The 22,468-nt window shown below is 40.6% G+C and carries 28 protein-coding genes and 1 riboswitch; of the genes, 27 read left to right on the forward strand and 1 reads right to left on the reverse strand.

Annotated elements, in window-relative coordinates:
- Nucleotides 1-28: 28 nt before the first annotated feature.
- From LMOATCC19117_RS05770 to cobC, 9 genes are all read left to right on the forward strand, one after another.
- A complete protein-coding gene (locus tag LMOATCC19117_RS05770) occupies nt 29-508 on the forward strand; it encodes a precorrin-2 dehydrogenase/sirohydrochlorin ferrochelatase family protein (RefSeq protein ID WP_003734697.1) in 480 nt (159 codons plus the stop codon).
- A gap of 118 nt (nt 509-626) precedes the next feature.
- Nucleotides 627-1,991, forward strand: coding sequence for a 4Fe-4S dicluster domain-containing protein (locus tag LMOATCC19117_RS05775; protein WP_010958859.1), 1,365 nt, complete (start codon nt 627-629; stop codon nt 1,989-1,991).
- Complete coding sequence (locus LMOATCC19117_RS05780; RefSeq protein WP_003719346.1) at nt 1,988-2,542, forward strand: BMC domain-containing protein; 555 nt, start codon at nt 1,988-1,990, stop codon at nt 2,540-2,542. Before LMOATCC19117_RS05775 ends, LMOATCC19117_RS05780 begins: the two co-directional genes overlap by 4 nt.
- Nucleotides 2,543-2,689: 147 nt before the next feature.
- Nucleotides 2,690-3,040 (forward strand): ethanolamine utilization microcompartment protein EutS, encoded by a 351-nt coding sequence (gene eutS / locus LMOATCC19117_RS05785; protein WP_003724686.1) that lies wholly within the window; start codon nt 2,690-2,692, stop codon nt 3,038-3,040.
- Between the two features lie 5 nt (nt 3,041-3,045).
- The gene (locus LMOATCC19117_RS05790; protein WP_003734696.1) at nt 3,046-3,477 is read left to right on the forward strand and encodes a EutP/PduV family microcompartment system protein; all 432 of its coding nucleotides are present in this window, start codon (nt 3,046-3,048) and stop codon (nt 3,475-3,477) included.
- 24 nt (nt 3,478-3,501) lie between these two features.
- On the forward strand, nt 3,502-4,245 hold the full coding sequence (locus LMOATCC19117_RS05795; protein ID WP_003724688.1) for a hypothetical protein: 744 nt from the start codon (nt 3,502-3,504) through the stop codon (nt 4,243-4,245).
- Entirely contained in the window at nt 4,238-4,795 is a 558-nt protein-coding gene (cobU, locus tag LMOATCC19117_RS05800; protein ID WP_003740563.1) for a bifunctional adenosylcobinamide kinase/adenosylcobinamide-phosphate guanylyltransferase, read from the forward strand. The genes LMOATCC19117_RS05795 and cobU overlap by 8 nt, the downstream gene beginning before the upstream one ends.
- Nucleotide 4,796: 1 nt before the next feature.
- Complete coding sequence (gene cobS, locus LMOATCC19117_RS05805; RefSeq protein WP_003734695.1) at nt 4,797-5,543, forward strand: adenosylcobinamide-GDP ribazoletransferase; 747 nt, start codon at nt 4,797-4,799, stop codon at nt 5,541-5,543.
- Nucleotides 5,544-6,119: an alpha-ribazole phosphatase gene (gene cobC / locus LMOATCC19117_RS05810; protein ID WP_003726970.1), complete on the forward strand. Its 576-nt coding sequence runs from the start codon at nt 5,544-5,546 to the stop codon at nt 6,117-6,119.
- Between the two features lie 65 nt (nt 6,120-6,184).
- Nucleotides 6,185-6,375: riboswitch (cobalamin riboswitch) on the forward strand.
- 153 nt (nt 6,376-6,528) lie between these two features.
- Here the strand turns inward: cobC and LMOATCC19117_RS05815 are convergent.
- Complete coding sequence (locus LMOATCC19117_RS05815; RefSeq protein ID WP_003724692.1) at nt 6,529-7,413, reverse strand: PocR ligand-binding domain-containing protein; 885 nt, start codon at nt 7,411-7,413, stop codon at nt 6,529-6,531.
- Between the two features lie 302 nt (nt 7,414-7,715).
- Between LMOATCC19117_RS05815 and pduA (LMOATCC19117_RS05820) the strand changes: the two genes are divergently transcribed.
- From pduA (LMOATCC19117_RS05820) to LMOATCC19117_RS05905, 18 genes are all read left to right on the forward strand, one after another.
- The gene (gene pduA, locus LMOATCC19117_RS05820; RefSeq protein WP_003719356.1) at nt 7,716-8,003 is read left to right on the forward strand and encodes a propanediol utilization microcompartment protein PduA; all 288 of its coding nucleotides are present in this window, start codon (nt 7,716-7,718) and stop codon (nt 8,001-8,003) included.
- Nucleotides 7,996-8,799 carry a propanediol utilization microcompartment protein PduB gene (gene pduB, locus LMOATCC19117_RS05825; protein WP_003726968.1) on the forward strand — a complete coding sequence of 268 codons (804 nt, stop codon included), beginning with the start codon at nt 7,996-7,998 and terminating at the stop codon, nt 8,797-8,799. Before pduA (LMOATCC19117_RS05820) ends, pduB begins: the two co-directional genes overlap by 8 nt.
- Nucleotides 8,800-8,817: 18 nt before the next feature.
- Nucleotides 8,818-10,482, forward strand: coding sequence for a propanediol/glycerol family dehydratase large subunit (locus LMOATCC19117_RS05830; RefSeq protein WP_003721552.1), 1,665 nt, complete (start codon nt 8,818-8,820; stop codon nt 10,480-10,482).
- 37 nt (nt 10,483-10,519) lie between these two features.
- A complete protein-coding gene (locus LMOATCC19117_RS05835) occupies nt 10,520-11,179 on the forward strand; it encodes a propanediol/glycerol family dehydratase medium subunit (RefSeq protein ID WP_003724695.1) in 660 nt (219 codons plus the stop codon).
- Between the two features lie 16 nt (nt 11,180-11,195).
- Nucleotides 11,196-11,708: a diol dehydratase small subunit gene (locus LMOATCC19117_RS05840; protein ID WP_003724696.1), complete on the forward strand. Its 513-nt coding sequence runs from the start codon at nt 11,196-11,198 to the stop codon at nt 11,706-11,708.
- 45 nt (nt 11,709-11,753) lie between these two features.
- Nucleotides 11,754-13,574 carry a diol dehydratase reactivase subunit alpha gene (locus tag LMOATCC19117_RS05845; RefSeq protein ID WP_003734694.1) on the forward strand — a complete coding sequence of 607 codons (1,821 nt, stop codon included), beginning with the start codon at nt 11,754-11,756 and terminating at the stop codon, nt 13,572-13,574.
- Nucleotides 13,571-13,918 carry a glycerol dehydratase reactivase beta/small subunit family protein gene (locus LMOATCC19117_RS05850; RefSeq protein ID WP_003724698.1) on the forward strand — a complete coding sequence of 116 codons (348 nt, stop codon included), beginning with the start codon at nt 13,571-13,573 and terminating at the stop codon, nt 13,916-13,918. Before LMOATCC19117_RS05845 ends, LMOATCC19117_RS05850 begins: the two co-directional genes overlap by 4 nt.
- A gap of 12 nt (nt 13,919-13,930) precedes the next feature.
- On the forward strand, nt 13,931-14,368 hold the full coding sequence (locus LMOATCC19117_RS05855; RefSeq protein ID WP_003724699.1) for a BMC domain-containing protein: 438 nt from the start codon (nt 13,931-13,933) through the stop codon (nt 14,366-14,368).
- A gap of 24 nt (nt 14,369-14,392) precedes the next feature.
- Nucleotides 14,393-14,668: a propanediol utilization microcompartment protein PduA gene (gene pduA / locus LMOATCC19117_RS05860; RefSeq protein ID WP_003719364.1), complete on the forward strand. Its 276-nt coding sequence runs from the start codon at nt 14,393-14,395 to the stop codon at nt 14,666-14,668.
- A 3-nt stretch (nt 14,669-14,671) separates the two neighbouring features.
- The gene (locus tag LMOATCC19117_RS05865; RefSeq protein WP_003724700.1) at nt 14,672-15,307 is read left to right on the forward strand and encodes a phosphate propanoyltransferase; all 636 of its coding nucleotides are present in this window, start codon (nt 14,672-14,674) and stop codon (nt 15,305-15,307) included.
- 20 nt (nt 15,308-15,327) lie between these two features.
- On the forward strand, nt 15,328-16,167 hold the full coding sequence (gene eutJ, locus LMOATCC19117_RS05870) for an ethanolamine utilization protein EutJ (protein WP_003724701.1): 840 nt from the start codon (nt 15,328-15,330) through the stop codon (nt 16,165-16,167).
- Nucleotides 16,164-16,643, forward strand: coding sequence for a PduM family microcompartment protein (gene pduM / locus LMOATCC19117_RS05875; RefSeq protein WP_003724702.1), 480 nt, complete (start codon nt 16,164-16,166; stop codon nt 16,641-16,643). Before eutJ ends, pduM begins: the two co-directional genes overlap by 4 nt.
- A gap of 4 nt (nt 16,644-16,647) precedes the next feature.
- Nucleotides 16,648-16,911, forward strand: a complete 264-nt coding sequence (locus LMOATCC19117_RS05880; protein ID WP_003736331.1) for a EutN/CcmL family microcompartment protein — start codon at nt 16,648-16,650, stop codon at nt 16,909-16,911.
- 14 nt (nt 16,912-16,925) lie between these two features.
- The gene (locus LMOATCC19117_RS05885) at nt 16,926-17,921 is read left to right on the forward strand and encodes a cob(I)yrinic acid a,c-diamide adenosyltransferase (protein ID WP_003726962.1); all 996 of its coding nucleotides are present in this window, start codon (nt 16,926-16,928) and stop codon (nt 17,919-17,921) included.
- A gap of 6 nt (nt 17,922-17,927) precedes the next feature.
- Nucleotides 17,928-19,337 (forward strand): aldehyde dehydrogenase family protein, encoded by a 1,410-nt coding sequence (locus LMOATCC19117_RS05890; protein WP_003724705.1) that lies wholly within the window; start codon nt 17,928-17,930, stop codon nt 19,335-19,337.
- Nucleotides 19,338-19,352: 15 nt separating this feature from the next.
- Nucleotides 19,353-20,471, forward strand: coding sequence for a 1-propanol dehydrogenase PduQ (locus tag LMOATCC19117_RS05895; protein WP_003724706.1), 1,119 nt, complete (start codon nt 19,353-19,355; stop codon nt 20,469-20,471).
- 27 nt (nt 20,472-20,498) lie between these two features.
- On the forward strand, nt 20,499-21,203 hold the full coding sequence (locus LMOATCC19117_RS05900) for an MIP/aquaporin family protein (RefSeq protein WP_003721565.1): 705 nt from the start codon (nt 20,499-20,501) through the stop codon (nt 21,201-21,203).
- A 65-nt stretch (nt 21,204-21,268) separates the two neighbouring features.
- Nucleotides 21,269-22,462: an acetate/propionate family kinase gene (locus tag LMOATCC19117_RS05905; protein WP_003724707.1), complete on the forward strand. Its 1,194-nt coding sequence runs from the start codon at nt 21,269-21,271 to the stop codon at nt 22,460-22,462.
- Nucleotides 22,463-22,468 lie beyond the last annotated feature (6 nt).

The following is a 22,468-nucleotide window of genomic DNA, read 5'->3' on the forward strand; positions in this document are numbered from 1 at the left end:
ATGAAGAAAAATGTGCGGGGGCTTGATGATGAAATATCCGATAATGCTTGATATTACAGGGAAACGGGTTGTCATAATTGGCGGTGGGAAGGTGGCGCTTCGTAAAGTAAAGGGGCTGCTTCACACCAGAGCTGATATTTTAATTGTCGGGTTAGACGTTTTGCCAGAGATTAAAGAGCTTCAAGTGCAGGTGAAAGAAGAAGCATACCGGGCAGAACATCTAATTGGTGCTTTTCTGATATTTATTTGTACGAATAACCCAGAAGTAAATCAAATGGTACTGAAAGATCGCTTGCCAGAACAACTAGTGAATGATACGACTGAACAAAAGAATTCCGATTTTTTCAATATGGCAACTGTATCAAAAAATGAGTTGCTAGTCGGTATTTCAACAGGAGGCGGGAATCCTGGATACGCCAAGAAAGTAAAACGGGAAGTACGCCAGTTAGTAGAAAATTTAGAAACAGAAGAAATCGGAAAGCGTAATAAAAATGATAAAACCTGCTAATTTTAGTAGGTTTTTTATTCTATTATATTGCTCTCTTTTAGGTTGCAAAATTTTACTATAGATTTTGGAATGTAAACGCTCTATCATTGAAGTATACTGAAAAACTATTAAGAGGGTGTTGAGCCAAATGTCCATTTTAGAAAAGATTAAAGATGCCGGAGTTGTTGGTTGTGGTGGAGCGGGCTTTCCGACCCATGCCAAATTTAGCGGTGAAGTGGAATACTTAATTATTAACGCAGCGGAATGTGAACCGCTCCTAAAAACAGATCATTTTGTCATGAGAAACCATGCAGTAGAAACGATTAAAGCAATTGAAATGGTTAAAAGCCAAGTAGGTGCAGAATTTGCCGTTATTGCAACAAAACGGTATTACACAGAGGAAATTGCGGCTTTACGGTCAGCAATTACAGAACTAGATGCAAGTGTGACAATACATGAGATGGATAATGTCTATCCAACTGGTGACGAGCAAGTCATGGTCTTTGAAGTGACTGGACGCGTTGTGCCACCAAGCGGTATTCCACTAATGGTTGGCTGTATTGTATCGAATGTCTCGACAATGTGGAACGTCTTTCATGCAATTCAAGATGACGCACCAGTTGTTCGTAAACAGCTGACAGTAACTGGAGCAGTTGGAGAGCCGAAACTTTTAGATGTCCCAGTTGGAACGCCATTTGAAGTCTGTTTAGCAGCAGCTGGTGGAACTAATTTAGACGAGTATTTATTTTTAGATGGTGGACCAATGATGGGGAAATTAAATGACAAGTCTACCATTGCTGAAAAAGTAGTAACGAAAACAACTTCGGGTTTGATTGTGGCAGAGGATACTGGTTATCTGCACAAGCTACATTACCAAACAGTGGAACAAATTTTTAATGAAACAAAATCGGCTTGTATTCAGTGTTCACTTTGTTCGGATTTATGTCCAAGAAAACAATTAGGTCACGATATTCATCCGCATAAAGTTATGCGCCATTTCGCGGTTGCAGAAGATATAACGGATATTAAACCAGATCCGATTTGGGAAGAAGCGATGATTTGCTGTGAATGTGGCATTTGTGAGGTAATTGCTTGTCCGATGGGGCTCTCACCGCGCCAAGTAAATATTCATGTGAAAAAAGAACTTTTAAAACAAGGCGTTCGTTATCAAACTGATAAAAAAGAATTTACGCCTGATCCGATGCGTGAATATAAATCAATTGCTCCCAAAAATATTCTAATCAAAATGGGCTTACAACAATATGCAGACGTTCATTTAGAAACAATGCATTATCTAGATGTAGATGAAGTATTTATCCCAACGAAAATGCATATTGGCGCGCCGTCTATTCCAGTAGTAAGTGAAGGGGACATCGTGAAAAAAGGTGATTTAATTGCGAAAATTCCTGATGCGTCTCTTGGGGCAAATATCCATGCAAGTATTGACGGTCAAATTATTCGTATAACCGAAGAACAAGTTCATATTAAGAAGGTGATGTCATGAAAATGGATACATTAGGATTTCTCGAATTAAATAGTATTTCGAAAGGCATCGAGGCGGTTGACACAATGCTAAAAGCGGCCAACTCCGAATTGATTTATGCTAAAGCAAGCTGCCCTGGGAAGTATTATATATTAATTGCAGGGACAGTAGATTCTGTAGCTCAATCAATTGAAGCTGGAACGAAGATTGGTGCGGCAAATATCGTCGGGAATTTAGTCATTCCTCGCGTGTCCGACCAAGTAATTAAAGCAATTAACAAAACGGAAGTGCCAGATGAGATGAATGCAGTTGGTGTTATGGAGTATTATTCCTGTTCAGGATCAATTATTGCTGCAGATGCCGCAGTAAAAGCTGCAGATGTTCAGTTAATGGATATTCGGTTGGCAACGGGGATTGCTGGTAAATCTTTCGTTGTTCTAACTGGTGATACAGCAGCATGTGAAGCGGCTGTGGAAGCTGGACTTGCGGCAGCCAAAGAAGAAGCACTTTTAATTAATAAAGTAGTTATACCAAGACCTCGTAAAGAAGTTTTTGAGAGTTTAATCTATTAAAAAGATAACAATATATTGTCATAGAGTTTTTGAGAAAGGTACGCACTGACTGTGGTTGCGTGCCTTTTGAACAATCTGACAAAATAGTGGCGCTTAAATATGATAGGATTATTTTGAGATAGTTTGTCTAGATGAGGAGTGAAGAAAATGAGTTTTGATGATAATAAAGAGCGTGTAATACAAGAATATGTACCGGGAAAACAGGTGACGCTGGCGCATTTAATCGCCAACCCAAACCGTGATATTTATACAAAATTAGGATTAGAAGAAGGCGCAAGTGCGATTGGAATTTTAACGATTACGCCAAGTGAGGCTTCCATTATTGCGAGTGACATTGCAACTAAATCAGGTGACGTACGAATTGGCTTTATTGATCGTTTTAGTGGGTCCGTTGTACTTACAGGTGATGTTTCTTCTGTTGAATCAGCTTTACAACAAGTCGTTTATTCATTACATGAGATTTTGGACTTTTCTATTCCAAAAATCACTAGGAGCTGAGTCACTTGAAGAAAATGATGGTAATGGGTTCAGTTGGTTGTGGTAAAACAACGCTGTGCCAGAAATTACATGGATATGATATTTTATATAAAAAAACACAAGCTGTGGAGTATTTTCAAGAAATGATTGATACGCCAGGTGAATTTGTACAGCATAGACAACTCTACAGCGCGCTCACTGTGACTGCGGCTGATGCATCTGTAATCGCAATTTTACAGAGTGTAACGGAGAAGAAGCAGACGTTTTCACCGATGTTTGCCAGTATTTTTGCTAAACCGGTTATTGGGATTGTTACAAAAGTGGATTTAGCGGAATCAGAAAAAGACATCGAGCGAGCAGAGCGGGAATTACGCATGGCTGGCGCGAAGCATATTTTTTATATTTCTTCGTTAGAGGAAACTGGAATAGAAGAGCTTCGGGCATATTTGGAAGATTAATTTTAACTAAGTGGGGGTTATTTTATGCCTCAAGTGAGGGATTTATCTGTAATTGATGTGCCTGGTGGCTGTGTTTTGACGAGCTGTGATATTAGCGCTGGGTTTGGTGAGAAAGTGCATGATGGTTTAAGAGTCGCGCCGGAAGTCACAGCTCGTTTGACCTTGAGAGTCGCTCTACTAGAAATGCTTGCTTCAGGTGCTGTAGTAGTGGCTGTGAGTGATGTTATCGGAGCGGAAATGGAGCCGACCGGTAAACGTGTTATCGCAGGGCTAAAAGACGAACTTATTAAGGCTGATTTAGGTCATATTGAATTAAATGGAAGTACTGAAGAAAATATGAACGTAACACAAACTAGTGTAGGCGTTCTTGTAACTGGTTTTGCGACTAAAGCTGCACTTAAGCTTATAAATGTGCACGAAGCTGCGGTCTTATTTGCATTTGGCGAACCGATTGTTGGAGCAGAAGTTTTGCAGAGGATGGCGGAGATGCCAGATTATCATTTAGTGAAAAAATTGGTGGAGCATAGCGATGTGCTTGAAGTTGTGCCGGTTGGGTCGAAAGGAATGGCTTATGAGGCAAATACTTTAGCACGGCTTAATGATTGTACTTTCAAAGCCAGTGACGTTTTTAATGAAGCGACCATGAATAAAACTGCGGGGCCTGCTTCTGTTATTTTAGTAGCAGTTAAAGCAAGTGAAGTAAAAGCATTTGAGCAGAACTTTCCAGCGGCTAAATGTTTAGGAGAGTTGAGGAATTACCATGAGTGAGATGATGCTTGTAACTGGTGGCGCTAGAAGTGGTAAAAGTAGTTTTGCTGAAAAAGAAGCTACCAAATATAATCGTGTTTTATATGTGGCGACCGGAATTGCATTTCAAAATGATACAGAGTTTCAAGCTAGGATAAAAAAACATCAAGCAACGCGTCCAGAACACTGGGATACTTTTGAAGCATTTAAAGGGATTGCTGCTTATTTGGAGCGAAATGGAAATAAATATGATGTAATAATGCTTGATTGCGTAACGATGTTAGTAACTAATTTGTTTTTTTCGTTGCTTGGTGAGCGCGAGTTGACAAATGAGATTGCTGATGAAGTAGAAGCGGGAATTCAATCGGAAGTTCGCGCAATTTTAAAAGCAGGAGAGCAATCCTCAGCCAAATTTATTTTTGTTACGAACGAAATCGGATTAGGGGTTGTACCTGAAAACAAGTTAACACGCGTCTTTCGAGACATTATTGGTCGTATTAATCAGCAAATTGCAACGGAAGTAGAAGAAGTCTATTTTGTCGTGAGTGGCATTCCGAAAAGGTGGAAGTAATATGAAAACATTGATTTTATTAATTCAATTCTTTACGCGAATTCCGTTACCTGTCCAAATAAATATGGATGAAATCAACTTGAAAAAAGGGAGTGCTTTGCTGCCGTTTGTCGGGGTGATTATTGGCGCTTGGAATTGGCTCATTTTTACTTTGGTGGCGCTTTTGATGCCCTTACCAGTTGCGATTATTGCGGGGCTTTTTGCAGAAATTATCATTACTGGCGGTTTTCATGTTGATGCACTGGCGGATACGGCGGATGGACTTTTTTCTTCTCGGAAAAGAGAGCGTATGCTGGAAATTATGAAAGATAGTCGTGTAGGCGCGAATGGCGTGATTGCGATTTGCTTTTATTTTCTTTTTTATGGCTCTTTATTCCTATCTGTTCCAGATACGCAACAAATTGGTTGGTTATTTTTCGTTTTACCGATTGTTGCTAAAGGAGTGACAATGTTGCTTTTTGCAAAAATGACCTATGCGGGATCGAAAGAAGGACTAGGTTCGATTTTTCTAGGAGTTCCTTGGTGGCCGGTTGTGATTGCGCAGGTGATCGTATTAGTTGCGTTAGGGCTGTTTTTCTCATATATTGGCGTTATTGCTTATGCTGGCGTGATTCTGTTTACGATTATTTACCGGGCATTTGTTTATAAACGGATTGGTGGTATGAATGGGGATACGCTTGGTGCGGGTGGACAAATGGGACAACTTATTTGTTTATTTTGTTTAGTGCTGCTTTGGGGGTTGATTTAAGTGCAACTTATTTTTGTGCGACACGGAGAAACGGACTGGAATGTAGCGAAAAAATATTGTGGTCAGTTAGATGTCGCGTTAAATGAAAATGGTATTCGACAAATGGAGCAACTCCGCGAAAAGCTGGAGAATTACTCGATCGATTTAGTTGTTACGAGTGATCTTATGCGCGTGAAGCAGTCGGCAAATATTTTAAGTAACGCAAAGACGCTTCGGTTTCCGGCTTTGAATGAAATGAATTTCGGTGACTTTGAAGGTTATACATATCAGGAAATTAGCACTAAGTTTCCAAAGGCGTGGAATGAATACTGTAATAACTGGCAAACGGCACTATTTCCAAATGGGGAAAGTTTTCCGATATTTTATGAGCGAGTAGTTGCGATATTAGAAGAAGAAATGGAAAAATGGCAGCAACTTGATACGGTGTTGCTCGTGGGTCATCTCGGTGTTTTACGAGTCATTGCGCTTTTTTTACAAAAACAAACTATAGCACAATATTGGGATATCGATTTTAAGCAAGGATGTTATTCGCTCTGGGACAACAAATCTCAACATTTTCTTATTTCTAATCAATAGTAGATTTTTGTTGTTTCAGATGAAAACGCTTTTTTTATAAATACTTTGTGGTAAGATGTAGGTAGTTAAATAGGTCTTATGTTGGTGGAATGTATGTACATTTCTGAAAGAGGAATTCGGTGCGATGCCGAAACTGCCCCCGCAACTGTAAGGTGGACAAGAATCGAGATAGCCACTGTACGTTTTTAGCGTATGGGAAGGTTCGATTGTTGGATGAAGCCAAGTCAGGATACTCGCCAAATAAGCCGGAAGCAACTCTTTTTCGGGGTCCTAAAAAGCGTATGCGGGTCGTATAGCTTATTTGCTGTGCATAAACTCTCATTCGATGACGGATGAAAGTTTTTTTGTTTTTCAGGCAACAAAAAAGTCATATTCCTAAAGGGAAGAGAACATGACTTTTAGATAAAACTTATTTTAATGTTTCGCGGTAGCCTTTTGGCGTAACTTCAAACTCTTTCCGGAAGACTTTACAGAAATAGCTTGTTTGTGTGAAGCCTAGGTTCCGTGCGATATTATCAATGGACAAACGTGGATTTTTCAACATTTCTTTGGCAAGTGACATTTTCTTTTGGTTCACATAATTGATGAAATTCACATTCATTTCTTTTTTGAATAACTTACTAAAATAATAAGAGCTAAGGTACACATGACTTGCCACTTCATCAAGTGTAATCGGTCGGTTGAGATTTTTCTCGATATACTTAAGTGCTTTCCGAATTTCTTTATTTTCTTCATGATGCGCTATTTTTGCATGATGAAAAACAATTTTTTGCTTTTGCTCTTCCCGGCTTTTTTCCATTTCGGATTTCAAGTAATACTGGGAGATAATCGTGAGCATTTCGGCAGAAGAATTAATTTTCTTGGAGCTGAAAACAGGGACAGAGCGAAATGCGGAGATGAGCTCTTTATCATTTTTCCAATCGGTTTCTTCTGCTTGAATATTACCAACTTCGCTACTTTCTTCACAAATAACCTGGCCACTAAGTAAAAATCCGCTAAGTTGGTTTTCGACGACGATGGGAACTGAGAAATCTGTTAACCCGGCGTGACATCGATAAATTAAAGGCTTTCCGGTTTTGGAGGCTTCCAGTCCACCAAACATATCACATTTTTGGCAAAGGGAGCGATATTTGGGATTGGAGCGAATAAGTTGGCAAAAAGGAGTAAAGTTACATAATCTAGAAACTTCGGTACCGTGTATATCTACAACAACGGAGGCTAAACTGGTTGCGGCTGAGAACTCATCCATTACTTTTTCAATGAGCATTTCGTTGCTTTTGGACTGTAGTAACATAGCTATTCCCCTTTCGGCGAGACTTGGCGTGTTTCTGTCGTTCTTAGTATAGCATATTTATAATGCGCTTACATTTTCTTGCCATGAAGATAACAATATATTGCTAAGAGTAATTTCATAAGAGAAAGCCCAAACCATGCATTATTGGATGGCTTTTTGTCGTTATTTTTTTTGGAGGCGCAAAATTGTGTTAAAACACGATTGGCGTCTTCTTTTTTTCTATTTGGAAGCGGCAACTATTTATATTCCGGATTGCCTATACTGAGAGAGTAAAATACTTATTTTGAGAAGGAGGTACACCCATGCAAGAAGCACTAGGCTTAGTTGAAACTAAAGGGCTAGTCGGCGCCATTGAAGCCGCTGACGCCATGGTTAAATCAGCTAATGTAACATTAACAGGGTACGAAAAAATCGGGTCTGGACTGGTTACTGTCATGGTTCGTGGCGATGTTGGTGCGGTGAAAGCAGCGACAGAAGCAGGAGCGGCAGCAGCAAGAAATGTAGGTACCGTGATGAGTACACATGTTATTCCTCGTCCGCATACTGATGTGGAAGAAATTTTACCAGTGAGGGTGAAGTCAGATGAGTGAGCAAAATAAACTAATTGACGAAATTCTAAAACAGGTAATGGAAACGGTTAATGATGCCCCGGAAAAACTAGTAGAGGATGGAGGATCACGTCAAATGAGTGAAAAAGCAGTTCAATTAACAGAATTTGTAGGAACAGCAATAGGAGATACAATCGGCCTAGTGATTGCGAATGTAGACGGACAACTTTTAGAAGCAATGAAGCTTGAAAAGTCTTACCGTTCTATAGGTATTTTAGGAGCCCGTACTGGTGCAGGCCCACATATTATGGCAGCAGATGAAGCTGTAAAAGCAACAAATACAGAAGTAGTAAAAATCGAATTACCACGTGATACAAAAGGCGGTGCGGGTCACGGTTCTTTAATTATCTTTGGTGGTGATGATGTTTCTGATGTCAAACGTGCAGTAGAAGTTGCACTGAATGAATTAGATAAAACTTTCGGAGATGTTTACGGCAACGAAGCTGGACACATCGAACTTCAATATACAGCGCGAGCAAGTCATGCACTTAATACAGCATTCGGCGCACCTGTAGGAAAAGCATTCGGTCTTATGGTTGGTGCACCGGCTGGGATTGGCGTTGTTATGGCAGATACTGCAGTGAAATCCGCTAACGTAGATGTCGTTGCATATTCCTCGCCAGCAGATGGAACAAGTTTCTCCAATGAAGTGATTCTTTGTATTTCTGGAGATTCTGGTGCAGTCCGTCAAGCTGTTATTTCAGCACGTGAAATTGGTAAAAAATTACTTGGAGCTTTAGGGGATGAACCGAAAAATGATCGTCCATCCTACATTTAGAACGGAGGGTAACGACTGATGAAATCAAAACGCTTTGAAGAATTAGCAAAACGCCCGGTCAATCAAGATGGTTTTGTAAAAGAATGGATTGAAGAAGGCCTAATCGCAATGGAAAGCCCGAATGATCCGAAACCAAGCATTAAAATAGAAAATGGAAAAGTAGTCGAAATGGACAGCAAAAAACTCGCTGACTTTGACTTAATTGACCATTTCATCGCTAAATATGGCGTCGATTTATCTCGTGCGGAAGAAGTTATGCAAATGGATTCTGTGAAGCTCGCAAATATGCTTTGCGACCCAAATGTGCCACGGGAAAAAATCGTTTTACTTACAACAGCTATGACACCGGCAAAAATAGTAGAAGTAGTTTCACAAATGAACGTTGTCGAAATGATGATGTCGATGCAAAAAATGCGCTCTCGCAGAACACCAACAACTCAGGCCCACGTAACAAACTTGCGTGATAATCCTGTTCAAATTGCTGCAGATGCGGCAGAAGCAGCAATTCGTGGTTTTGACGAGCAAGAAACAACCGTTGCGGTAGTTCGTTATGCACCTTTTAACGCGCTTAGCTTATTAGTAGGTTCGCAAACTGGCCGTGGTGGCGTATTAACGCAATGTTCTCTCGAAGAAGCAACAGAATTAGAACTCGGTATGCGTGGTTTAACTTGTTATGCAGAAACGATTTCTGTTTATGGTACAGAACCTGTATTTACAGACGGAGACGATACACCTTGGTCCAAAGGTATTTTGGCAAGTGCTTACGCGTCTCGCGGTTTGAAAATGCGCTTCACATCCGGAACTGGTTCTGAAGTTCAAATGGGTTACGCAGAAGGTAAATCGATGCTTTATCTTGAATCTCGCTGTATTTTCATTACGAAAGCGGCTGGTGTTCAAGGGTTACAAAATGGTTCGATTAGTTGTATCGGAATTCCGGGAGCCGTACCAAGTGGTATTAGAGCGGTTCTTGCAGAGAATTTAATTGCCGTAATGTTAGATCTAGAAGTAGCTTCTGGTAACGACCAAACATTCTCGCACTCGGATATTCGTCGTACAGCTCGTTTATTGATGCAATTTTTACCAGGAACAGATTATATTTCCTCTGGTTACAGTGCAACACCTAACTATGACAATATGTTTGCTGGTTCCAATTTTGATGCAGATGACTTTGATGATTACAATATTTTGCAACGTGATTTAAAAGTAGACGGTGGTTTAACGCCAGTTACCGAAGAAGAAGTCGTTGCAGTTAGAAATAAAGCGGCACGTGTAATTCAAGCTGTCTTTGATAAATTAGGTCTTCCAGAAGTAACCGATGCGGAAGTAGAAGCAGCAACGTATGCACGTGGAAGTAAAGATATGCCAGAACGTAACATGGTAGAAGATATTAAAGCAGCTGCTGAAATGATGGACCGTGGTGTTACTGGTCTGGATGTTGTTAAAGCGTTATCTGCTGGCGGATTCGATGATGTTGCTGAAAGTGTACTAAATATGTTGAAACAACGTGTATCTGGGGACTTCCTTCATACATCTGCCATCATTGATAAAGACTGGAATGTCATTAGTTCCGTCAATGACTTAAATGATTATGCAGGTCCTGGAACTGGTTATCGCTTAGAGGGCGAACGCTGGGAAAAATTAAAAGATATCGCTGTTGCAGTTGATGCAAACGAATTAGAATAAGCTACTTCCCATTTTTTATAAAGGAGGATTAAGAGACATGGTTGAAATTAACGAAAAGGTACTCCGCGGAATTATCTCGGAAGTACTAGATGAATTACAGCTAAAAGAAGATAAAGTTTCTTTCCAAAAAGAACAGCCAAGTGTTGCAGTTTCGGATGAAAGCTTTTTAACAGAAGTTGGGGACGCGGAGCCGGGTAGACAAAAAGATGAAGTTGTTATTGCGGTCGCGCCAGCTTTTGGTAAATATCAAACAAAAAATATTGTCGGTGTTCCACATAAACAAATTTTACGAGAAGTGATTGCAGGTATTGAAGAAGAAGGGTTAAAAGCACGTGTGGTTCGTGTATTCCGTTCTTCTGACGTAGCTTTCGTTGCAGTAGAAGGCGACAAATTAAGTGGTTCTGGCATTTGTATCGGCATTCAGTCGCGCGGTACAGCATTAATCCACCAAAAAGATTTACAACCACTTTCTAACTTAGAGCTATTCCCGCAAGCGCCATTAATTACGCTAGAAACATACCGAGCAATTGGTAAAAACGCGGCGAAATATGCCAAAGGTGAATCACCAAATCCAGTGCCAATGGTCAATGATCAAATGGCTCGTCCGAAATTCCAAGCCAAAGCAGCTTTACTTCATATCAAAGAAACAAAACATGTTGTTCAAGGGAAAAACGCAGTCGAATTACAAGTAAACTAATAGTGAGGTGAAAATGATGAATCAAGAAGCACTAGAAAATATGGTTAGAAATATTTTACAAGAAGTAAATAGTGGCGCAGTCTCCACAACAACTTCTCAAAAAGTGAGCGGAGATACACTGACAGTACGAGATTATCCACTCGGAACAAAACGTCCAGAACTTGTAAAAACATCGACATCAAAATCATTAGACGACATTACGTTGAAAAGTGTTCTAGATGGCACAATCAAACCGGAAGATGTTCGTGTAACAGCGGAAACGCTTAAAATGCAAGCACAAGTAGCAAGAGATGCCGGACGTGCAACACTCGCGAATAATTTCGAACGTGCAGCAGAGCTAACGATCGTTCCAGATGAACGCATTTTAGAAATTTATAATGCAATGCGTCCGTATCGTTCCTCAAGAGAAGAATTACTTGCAATTGCGGATGAATTAGAGAGTGTTTATCATGCAACTATCTGTTCTAATTATGTTCGTGAAGCAGCACAGCTTTATCAAGAGCGTAAGAAATTAAAAGGCGATAATTAAAATTCTCCTTTTGCTCGCGATTATGTAGGAAATGCGGTGAAATGAATGAAGTATATTGCAGGGATTGATATCGGGAATTCTACAACGGAAGTGGCACTTGCGATGGCAAACTATTCGAAGGAAGTAGCGTTTGTTGCTAGTGCTATTACGGACACAACCGGTATCAAAGGAACAAAACAAAATCTTCACGGGATTTTTAAAGCGTTGCGACTTGCTTTAGAGAAAGTAAATGCGACAACCGAGAACTTAGCCGAAATCCGTATCAATGAAGCGACACCAGTGATTGGCGATGTGGCAATGGAAACTATTACAGAAACAATCATTACTGAGTCTACAATGATTGGTCACAATCCTAAAACACCAGGGGGACTTGGTATGGGTTCAGGTGTGACGGTGCTGTTGGATGACGTTACATCTAAATCAAAAGATGAGGACTACATTGTGATTATCCCGAAAACAGTCGATTTTGAAGATGCAGCAAAGCAAATTAATACTTACGTCGAAAATGGCTATCAAATCACAGCTGCAATTCTTCAAGCAGATGATGGGGTTCTCGTGCATAACCGACTAAACCATAAGATTCCGATTGTCGATGAAGTTGGTTTTATTGATAAAGTGCCGGTCGATATGTTAGCAGCTGTCGAAGTTGCAGCTCCCGGAAAAGTCATTGAAACCATTTCTAACCCATATGGTATTGCGACAGTATTTCATTTGAATTCAGATGAAACGAAAAATATCATTCCTGTGGCACGAGCTTTAATTGGCAATCGTTCGGCGGTGGTGATTAAAACGCCAGAAGGTGATGTCAAAGCTCGAACAATACCAGCGGGGCATATCGAACTTCAATCAGGATCCAGAACGCAGCGTGTCAATGTCGCAGAAGGTTCTGAGAAAATCATGCAAGCCATTATGTCACTTCCAAAACTCGACAATGCTAGCGGAGAACCAGGAACAAATATCGGTGGCATGCTAGAAAAAGTGCGCCAAACGATGGCTGGGCTAACAGATAAATTACCAGCTGATATTTTTATTCAAGATTTGCTAGCTGTGGATACATTTGTTCCAGTAGACGTTCAAGGTGGGCTTGCAGGTGAGTTTTCCATGGAACAAGCGGTTGGTATTGCCTCCATGGTAAAAAGTGATCACTTGCAAATGGCAGCCATCGCCTCAGAAATCGAACAAGAACTGCAAGTAAGCGTCAAAATTGGTGGTGCAGAAGCAGAGGCTGCCATTCTCGGAGCGCTTACTACACCGGGAACTAATACTCCACTTGCCATTTTAGATTTAGGTGCTGGATCCACAGATGCCTCGATTATCAACGGAAAAGGAGAAATTATCGCAACTCATTTAGCCGGCGCTGGCGATATGGTAACGATGATTATCCAGTCAGAAATTGGCCTTGAAGACCGTTATTTAGCCGAAGATATTAAAAAATATCCGCTTGCTAAAGTTGAAAGTATTTTCCACATTCGGCATGAAGATGGCACAGTGCAATTTTTTGATACGCCGCTTTCTCCAACAGTTTTTGCCAAAGTGGTGATTGTAAAACCAGATGGCTTTGTGCCAATACCTGGGGATGTATCAATTGAAAAAATCAAGTTAATTCGCCGTTCAGCTAAGGAGCGTGTCTTTGTAACGAATACCATCCGCGCTTTAAAATATGTCAGCCCAACTGGGAATATTCGAGATATTCCATTTGTCGTAATTGTTGGAGGATCAGCCCTTGATTTTGAGATTCCACAATTAATTACCGATGCACTTTCTCATTATTCACTCGTTGCTGGCCGTGGGAATATTCGTGGTAAAGAAGGCCCTAGAAATGCAGTTGCAACAGGCTTAATTCTAGCTGGAGGTGCTAAGGCATGATTCCAGTTGTTAGTAAGCCAGCAATTTATTTTCATGCAGATGTAGACGCGAATCCAGACAGTATTAAACAAGTTTTATTTGGAATAGAAGAAGAAGGCATTCCATGTGAATTAGAAATTATGTCTTTGAAAGACGAAGTGCAAGCAGCATTTCGAGCATCTGCGAGTTCTCCGCTTCTAGTAGGGGTTACGCTGAAAAATGATCATTTAGTGATTCATTATCGTAATTTACCCCCAGATAAACCACTATTTTCAGCGTATCGTTTTTGCGCAACCACACTAGAAAACCAGCGAAATATGGGAATGAATGCGGCGCGACTTGTCAAGGGTGTACCTTTTAAATAAGGAGGTGAAGGAATGCATCAAGCAATTGGAATGATTGAAATTAAAGGACTTGCTTCAGCGATAACCGTAGCAGATACAATGGCAAAAGTAGCTAATATCCAACTTGTAGACACGGAAAAAGCAAAAGGTTTTGGCTGGATTACCGTGAAAGTGGAAGGTGATGTTGCTGCTGTGAATGCGGCGCTTGAAGCAGGCGAACAAACCGCAATAGCCTCAGACAGTTTTATTGCGAAAAAAGTCATTCCTCGACCAGGGGAAGAGATTTTTACAGTATTTTGGCCAAAAGAAGAAATAGAGCCAGAACAGCCGGAAGTAATGGTTGAAACAGAAAAAGTGGAAGAAACCGAAGTCCCGGCAGAAGCGACTTGCAATCTATGTCATGACCCGCTTTGCCCACGAGTAAAAGGGGATCCAAGACAAGATTGTATCCATTTTGAAGAAGAGAAGTAAACCCAATTTGAGGAGGAAATAATAATGAATAATGCACTTGGAATGATTGAAACTAAAGGTCTTGTTGGCGCAATTGAAGCAGCTGACGCAATGGTAAAAGCAGCAAATGTATCACTAGTAGGGTATGAAAAAATCGGTTCAGGTCTTGTAACTGTTATGGTTCGCGGTGATGTTGGTGCAGTAAAAGCAGCAACCGATGCAGGCGCAGCAGCAGCTCGTAACGTTGGCGAAGTACAATCTATCCACGTTATCCCACGTCCACACAATGATGTAGAAACGTTGCTACCAAAAGGTCTATAAGTCGTGGAAAGAGAAGAATTAAAAGCAATAATCAAGCAAATAGTAACAGATAAACTTAGTGGTGTGGAAACAGAGATTCCTATTGGAGTCTCTAACCGCCACATCCATCTAACAGAAAATGACTATAACCAACTTTTTCCAAACGAACCTATTCAAGTGAAAAAATGGCTCAAACAACCAGGTGAATTCGCCGCTGAACAAACCCTTACTGTTGTTTCAGAAAAAGGGGAACTGCATCGTGTCCGCATTTTAGGACCACTTCGGAAGTTTTCGCAAGTAGAGCTTTCTAAAACGGATGCAAGAATGCTTGGTATGAAGATTCCAATCCGCGTTTCCGGAGATATTGACGGGACACCTGGGATCAAACTCGTTTCGAAACATAGCGAAATCTGCTTACCAAAAGGAGCGATTGTCGCGAAACGCCACATCCATTTACCAGAAAGTGTGGCGCATGAATATGGTGTGAAACAAGGCGATGAAGTATCCGTTCTAGTAGGTTCAGAAATGCGAAGTCTTGTTTTAAATCATTGTACGATTCGAGTAAACAATCAATTTATACCAGAAATGCATATTGATACGGATGAAGCAAATGCAGCAGATATTGCTGGTACGTGCTTTGCAAAAATAATCAAGTCGTGACGAGATAAGGAGGTGCTGAAATGGATATTCTACAAACAGCAAATGAACGAATGGAACAGCTTGCAGCGCTAATGAATAAAGATATTAAACAAAAAGTTTCTGCTGATCAGAAAGTGAAAGTTGGCGTCGATTTAGGTACTTCCTCCATCGTGTTTGTTGTTCTAGATGAACATGATGTGCCACTTTTTGGAGCGTTTGAATTCGCAGATGCTGTTCGCGATGGTCTCGTTGTCAATTACCGCGAGTCTGTAGAGGTTGTGACACGACTGAAAGAACGCGCAGAAAAATGTTTAGGTATAACTTTAACACATGCTTCTGGAGCCATCCCGCCAGGTACAGTAGGAAACAATAAAAAGGTGGTCGCCAATGTTATTGAGAGCGCCGGAATGGAAGCACTGTACACCATTGATGAACCGACCGCAGCGGCAGCAGTTCTAGGATTACAAGATGGCGCAGTTGTAGATGTTGGTGGCGGGACAACTGGAATCAGCGTTTTTGAAAATGGTGAAGTAATTTATACCGCAGATGAACCAACTGGGGGAACGCATATGACGCTTGTTCTTGCGGGATATTACGGTGTTCCAGTAGAAAAAGCCGAGCAGAATAAACGCGAGCAAAAAGATTCTAGTGAGCATTTTTCTGTGATGCGTCCAGTAGTGGAAAAAATGGCAGAAATTACCCGTGTTCATCTCGAGAAATCTCCCTCAGAGCCACTTTACATTGTTGGCGGTGCTTCCGCATATAGCCAGTTCAAAGATACGTTTGAAAGCTATTTGAAGACGCCTGTTTTTCAACCGAATTATCCACAGTATGTCACGCCACTTGGTATTGCTATGAGTTCAGGGAGCGAGAATCTATGATAGAAAAATTAGTGAAAATCATTGTCCAGCGCTTGAAGCTTCGTGCGACAAATAAAACTTCTATCGCTATCAGCAAACTTCCACGCGATCCAGTTGCGATTTTTATAGAAAGTGGAACGATTCGATTAACACAAGTAAACAAACATTTTCTTGAGCGAATTCTCAGTGGAAACCGAGCAGAATCATTAACTGCTTGGTTCGAAAAAGCTACAGATTATGGAGTAACCATTGAGCTTGAACTATATGATAATGGTGAACCTTGGCTTGATTATACAATGCTTAGTCAGCTAGAGTTCCCAGTTTTTACAAATAAAGGTGAGAGACTCTTTCATTCAAATGGTCAAGTGATTTGTTACGGTGATAGCGCGGTAATCCCAAGCGGAAGTACACTTTGCAAATATAAAAAGCAGCTTATTACACCGCTTGCAAATGAATATTTAACAAAAAATAATATTGCAGTGCGGGAAAGGCAGTGACGTTATGTTTATGGCAAAAATAACAGGAAGTGTAGTTTCCACAAAAAAAGAAGACTCACTTACTGGTAAAAAATTGATGATTGTACAACCGGTTGATGCAAATGGAGAGCATGTGCGCTCAGAAGAAGTAGCGTGTGACTCTGTTGGGGCAGGAATTGGGGAGTATGTGCTTGTTGCTCGTGGCAATGCAGCTAGAAGTGTTTTTGCGGAACCAAATAGTGCGATTGATTCGGCAATTATTGCAATTGTCGATAGTTTTGATAAGTAAGGAGTGAATAACTCGTGAGTATTTATACCAAAACCGGCGATAAGGGAACGACTGCATTATTTGATGGGAATCGTGTGAAAAAATATGATGACCGTGTCGAAACGTATGGCTCGTTTGATGAGCTAAATGCAGAAATTAGTGTAGCAGAAAAATTCGTGACTTCAGCTGAGAATAAGACTTTGCTTAGAAACGTGGAGCGGCAGTTGTTTTACGTTTGCGCAGAACTTGCAACAGAGCACGAAGCATCCCTCGCTAGCAAAATTATTATTACAGAAAACGACATCAATCAACTTGAAAAAGTCATTGATGATTACACTGCAAAATTGCCAAAAGTCGATAGTTTTGTTCTTCCTGGATCAAGCACAGCAGGAGCATTTCTTCATAGCGCAAGGACTGTTGCTAGGCGTGGTGAGCGATTATTAGTTCGTTTGTCAGAACAAACAGCTATCCGAAAAGAGTTATTAAAATTTGTAAATCGCTTATCGGATTTCTTGTATATTCTTGCTAGAGAAGAAGATTTCAGACAAATGCTCGATAAGGCAACCAAGCTCATTGTTGCCAAATACTTAGAGCAAACGGGCCAAGAAAAGTCATTTACAAGCGATTTATCTTTTTCCTTTTGTGAAAAATTAATGCACCAAGTTTGCATCGTTTCAGAAGAAATTGGCGTTCCAGTCACACTTGCTATTGTCGATGCGCACGGTAATGTCAGATTTAATTACCGGATGGAGCACGCTCTTTTAGTAAGTGCAGAACTGGCAACGAAAAAAGCCTATTCCGCCGTAGCGATGAAAACAAGCACGGAAAAATTAACAGAAGCAGTTCAGCCAGGAGCCCCACTTTATCAATTAGAAACACTGACAAATGGTGATATTGTAACCTTTGGCGGTGGTGTTCCTATCTACGGAAAAGATGGAGCTATTATTGGTGGAATGGGGATTAGCGGCGGATCAGTGGAAGAGGATATCCACATTGCGAAAAAAGCATTATCAATGATAGAGAAGGGGTAATTCTGTATGGAATCATTAGAACTCGAACAACTGGTAAAAAAAGTTCTTTTAGAAAAATTAGCAGAACAAAAAGATGCACCAGTAAAAACAACGGTCAAAGGCGCGAAAAGTGGGGTTTTTGATACAGTTGACGAGGCCGTTCAAGCAGCAGTTATAGCACAAAATAACTATAAAGAAAAATCATTAGAAGAACGCCGCAACGTTGTGAAAGCAATTCGCGAAGCACTTTATCCAGAAATTGAATCCATTGCAGCGCGAGCAGTTGCTGAAACAGGTATGGGAAATGTAGCAGATAAAATTTTGAAAAACACGTTAGCGATTGAAAAAACGCCAGGTGTGGAAGATTTGTATACAGAAGTTGCTACTGGTGATAATGGCATGACGCTTTACGAACTTTCTCCATATGGCGTAATCGGAGCTGTTGCACCAAGCACGAACCCAACGGAAACCTTGATTTGCAATACAATCGGCATGCTCGCAGCTGGGAATGCAGTATTTTATAGCCCGCATCCAGGTGCGAAAAATATTTCTCTTTGGTTGATTGAAAAGTTGAATACGATTGTCCGTGAAAGTTGCGGCATTGATAATTTAGTTGTTACAGTCGAAAAACCATCTATTCAAGCCGCGCAAGAAATGATGAATCATCCGAAAGTACCGCTCCTTGTTATTACAGGTGGCCCTGGTGTAGTTCTTCAAGCCATGCAATCCGGTAAAAAAGTTATTGGCGCAGGTGCCGGGAATCCGCCATCTATTGTAGATGAGACAGCAAACATCGAAAAAGCAGCTGCTGATATCGTAGACGGCGCATCTTTTGACCATAATATTCTATGTATTGCGGAGAAAAGTATTGTTGCAGTTGATAGCATCGCAGATTTCTTAATGTTCCAAATGGAAAAAAATGGTGCACTACATGTGACCAATCCAAGCGATATTCAAAAACTAGAAAAAGTAGCTGTCACAGATAAAGGCGTAACAAACAAAAAACTAGTCGGAAAAAGTGCTTCAGAAATTTTAAAAGAAGCGGGGATTGTTTGTGATTTTTCACCACGTTTAATTATTGTGGAAACAGAAAAAACACATCCTTTTGCAACTGTAGAATTATTGATGCCGATTGTTCCTGTTGTAAGAGTTCCTAATTTTGACGAAGCGCTTGATGTCGCTATTGAGTTAGAGCAAGGCTTGCATCACACAGCTACGATGCATTCACAAAATATTTCTAGATTAAATAAAGCTGCACGAGATATGCAAACATCCATCTTTGTCAAAAATGGTCCTTCATTTGCGGGATTAGGCTTTAGAGGAGAAGGTAGCACTACTTTCACTATTGCAACGCCTACCGGAGAAGGAACCACTACAGCGCGTCATTTTGCTAGACGTCGCCGTTGTGTTTTAACAGATGGTTTTTCGATTCGTTAAGAGGAGGCAAACTGAATGAACAGCTTTCAAATTAAAACAAAAGTAGCTTTTGGTACGAATAGTTTACAAGTTTTAAAAGAAATTAAAAATAAAAATGTCTGGATTATCTGTGACCGTTTTTTGGCTGATGGGGAAGGGCTTCAAGGTTTAATTGGACAATTAGATACATCCAATAATGTGCATATTTTTACCGATGTCGTACCTGATCCACCTATTTCCAAAGTAGCTGGAGGGGTTAGTGAGGCAGGCAAAATCCAACCGCAAGTCATGATTGCTTTTGGTGGTGGTTCAGCGATTGATACGGCTAAAGGAATCTACTATTTCGCCAAACGTTTGGAAAAAATCAATATCAGTACTTTTATTGCAATTCCAACCACCAGCGGTACGGGTTCAGAAGTTACAGCCGCAACCGTTATCACTGATCCAACAACGAAAATTAAATATCCGCTTTTCTTAGATGAACTAATTCCGGATATGGCTATTTTGGATGCGCAACTGGTTGTTACGGTACCTCCAGCTATTACAGCGAACACAGGGATGGACGTCTTAACACACGCAATTGAAGCTTATGTCTCTAAAGATGCAAGCGATTATACCGATGCTCTTGGTGAAAAAAGTGTGCAATTAACGTTACGTTTCTTAACGAGCTGTTATGATGATGGTCGTAATTTAGCGAATCGAGAAAAAATGCATAATGCTTCTACTATGGCTGGAATGGCTTTTAACTGCGCCAATTTAGGCTTGAATCACAGTATTGCGCATCAACTTGGTGCACAGTTCCACGTACCACACGGGCTAGCCAATGCGATCTTACTAGATGCAGTGATTCGTTTTAACGCCTTTAAAAATCGTGAAACAGAACAAAAATATGCAGAAATGGCACGCATTTGTGGCATTGCTTCCAGATCAGACTCGAACGAAACAGCTGTCCGCTTACTTCGCGAAAGAATTGTAGCGATGATGGAACATATGCAAATGCCGCGCACATTGACAGACGCCGGTGTAGCAAAAGAAAAAGTCTATGCAAAAATGGACGAAATTGCAACGAATGCACTGAAAGACGCTTGCTTACCAACTAGTCCTACGACACCGTCACATCAAGAACTAAAAGAAATTTTAGAACAAATAATTTAGAATTTACATTAAAAAGGAGGATAAACTATGTCAGCATATTTGGCGGAATTTATTGGTACGATGGTTTTAATTATGTTTGGGAACGGCCTTTTAGCAGGATTGACATTAAATAAATCATTATCTCAAGGAGCAAACTGGGTAGTAGTTACATTTGGTTGGGGCTTTGCGGTAATGATCGGTATTTATGTAGCAGGAGCATATAGCGGGGCGCATTTAAATCCAGCTGTAACTATTGCGCTTGCAGTTGGAGGATCATTCCCTTGGGCAGATGTGGTGCCATATATTATCGCGCAAATCGCCGGAGCATTTGTCGGAGCATCCATCGTTATTTTACACTACTATCCGCATTTTAAAGCGACTCCCCCAGAAATTGATACACATGGTATTTTTTCCACAGGACCAGCGATTAGAAATACACCTTTCAATTTAATCAGTGAAATTATCGCAACATTTGCTTTCATTTTTGGTTTACTTATGATTGGAGCGAACAGTTTTACAGATGGTTTAAATCCATTAATCCTTGGCTTTCTAGTAGTTGCCATCGGAATGAGTTTTGGACCAACGACAGGTTATGCGATTAACCCAGCTCGTGATTTAGGACCAAGACTTGCTTACTTTTTACTACCAGTACCAAATAAAAGTGGGTCAGACTGGCGTTACGCTTGGATTCCAATTGTCGGACCAATCATTGGTGGTCTCTTAGCCATTGGACTATTTAACATTTTATTATAAAAAAGCATGGAGTAAACAAGAATGGCTTTGTTTACTCCTTTAAAAATGAGAAAGGACTGAGCTATATGCACAAAATTATGGCGATAAACGCAGGGAGTTCTTCACTGAAATTCCAAATTTTTACGATGCCAGGAGAAGAAGTTTTAGTTAAGGGCTTAATTGAAAGAATCGGTCTACCAGACGCCATTTTCAACATGTCCTTTCAAAATGAAAAAATCAAAGAAATACGAGCAATCAATAACCACGGGGAAGCAGTCGAGATTTTACTGGAGCAGCTGAAGGCGCATCAAGTAATCAATGATCTGAGCGAAATTACAGGGGTCGGACATCGTGTTGCGCATGGCGGAGAAGATTTTGTTACGTCCTGTGTTGTAACAGATGAAGTGGTGAAAGGGATTGAAGCTGTGACAAACCTTGCGCCGCTACATAATCCAGCGAATATCATCGGAATCAAAACTTTTCGTGAATTGCTGCCAAATGCGGTTTCTGTTGCAGTATTTGATACCGCATTCCATCAAACGATTCCAGAAGAAAACTTTTTATATGCGCTTCCTTATGAACTTTATGAAAAACATCATATTCGAAAATACGGTTTTCATGGAACGAGTCATAAATATGTGGCTGGAAAAGCAGCAGAAGTTCTCGAAAAACCTTTAGAAAAATTAAAAATTATTTCTTGTCATTTAGGCAATGGAGCGAGTGTTTGTGCGATTGAAGCTGGGAAATCAGTGAATACTTCCATGGGCTTTACACCAAATGCTGGCTTGATGATGGGAACACGTTCTGGTACAATTGACGCGACAATCATCCCGTATTTAGTGGATGAATTAGGCTATAGCTTGGATGAAGTGATGCATATGATGTCTAGTGAATCAGGTGTCCTTGGCGTATCGGGAATTTCAAGTGATTTCAGAGATATCGAAATTGCAGCCAAAGAAGGTAATTCACGCGCGCTATTAACACTTCGTATGTTTACTGGCCAAATATGCAACTACATCGGTGCTTATGCCTCCGCAATGAACGGTTGCGACGCATTATTATTTACAGCGGGTGTGGGTGAAAATTCGCCATTAATCCGCCAAATGGTAACAGAACAGCTAAGTTATCTTGGTGTAACATGCCATGTGACAAAAAATAATGCGGGTGATATGATAATTAGCAATGATGATGAAGCGGTCAAAGTGTGCATTATTCCAACCAATGAAGAACTAATGATTGCTCGCGATGTAGAAAAGTATGCAAAACAAACGATAAGTTAAGGAGCG

This window comes from Listeria monocytogenes ATCC 19117, assembly GCF_000307025.1.
Classification (GTDB): Bacteria; Bacillota; Bacilli; order Lactobacillales; family Listeriaceae; genus Listeria; species Listeria monocytogenes_B.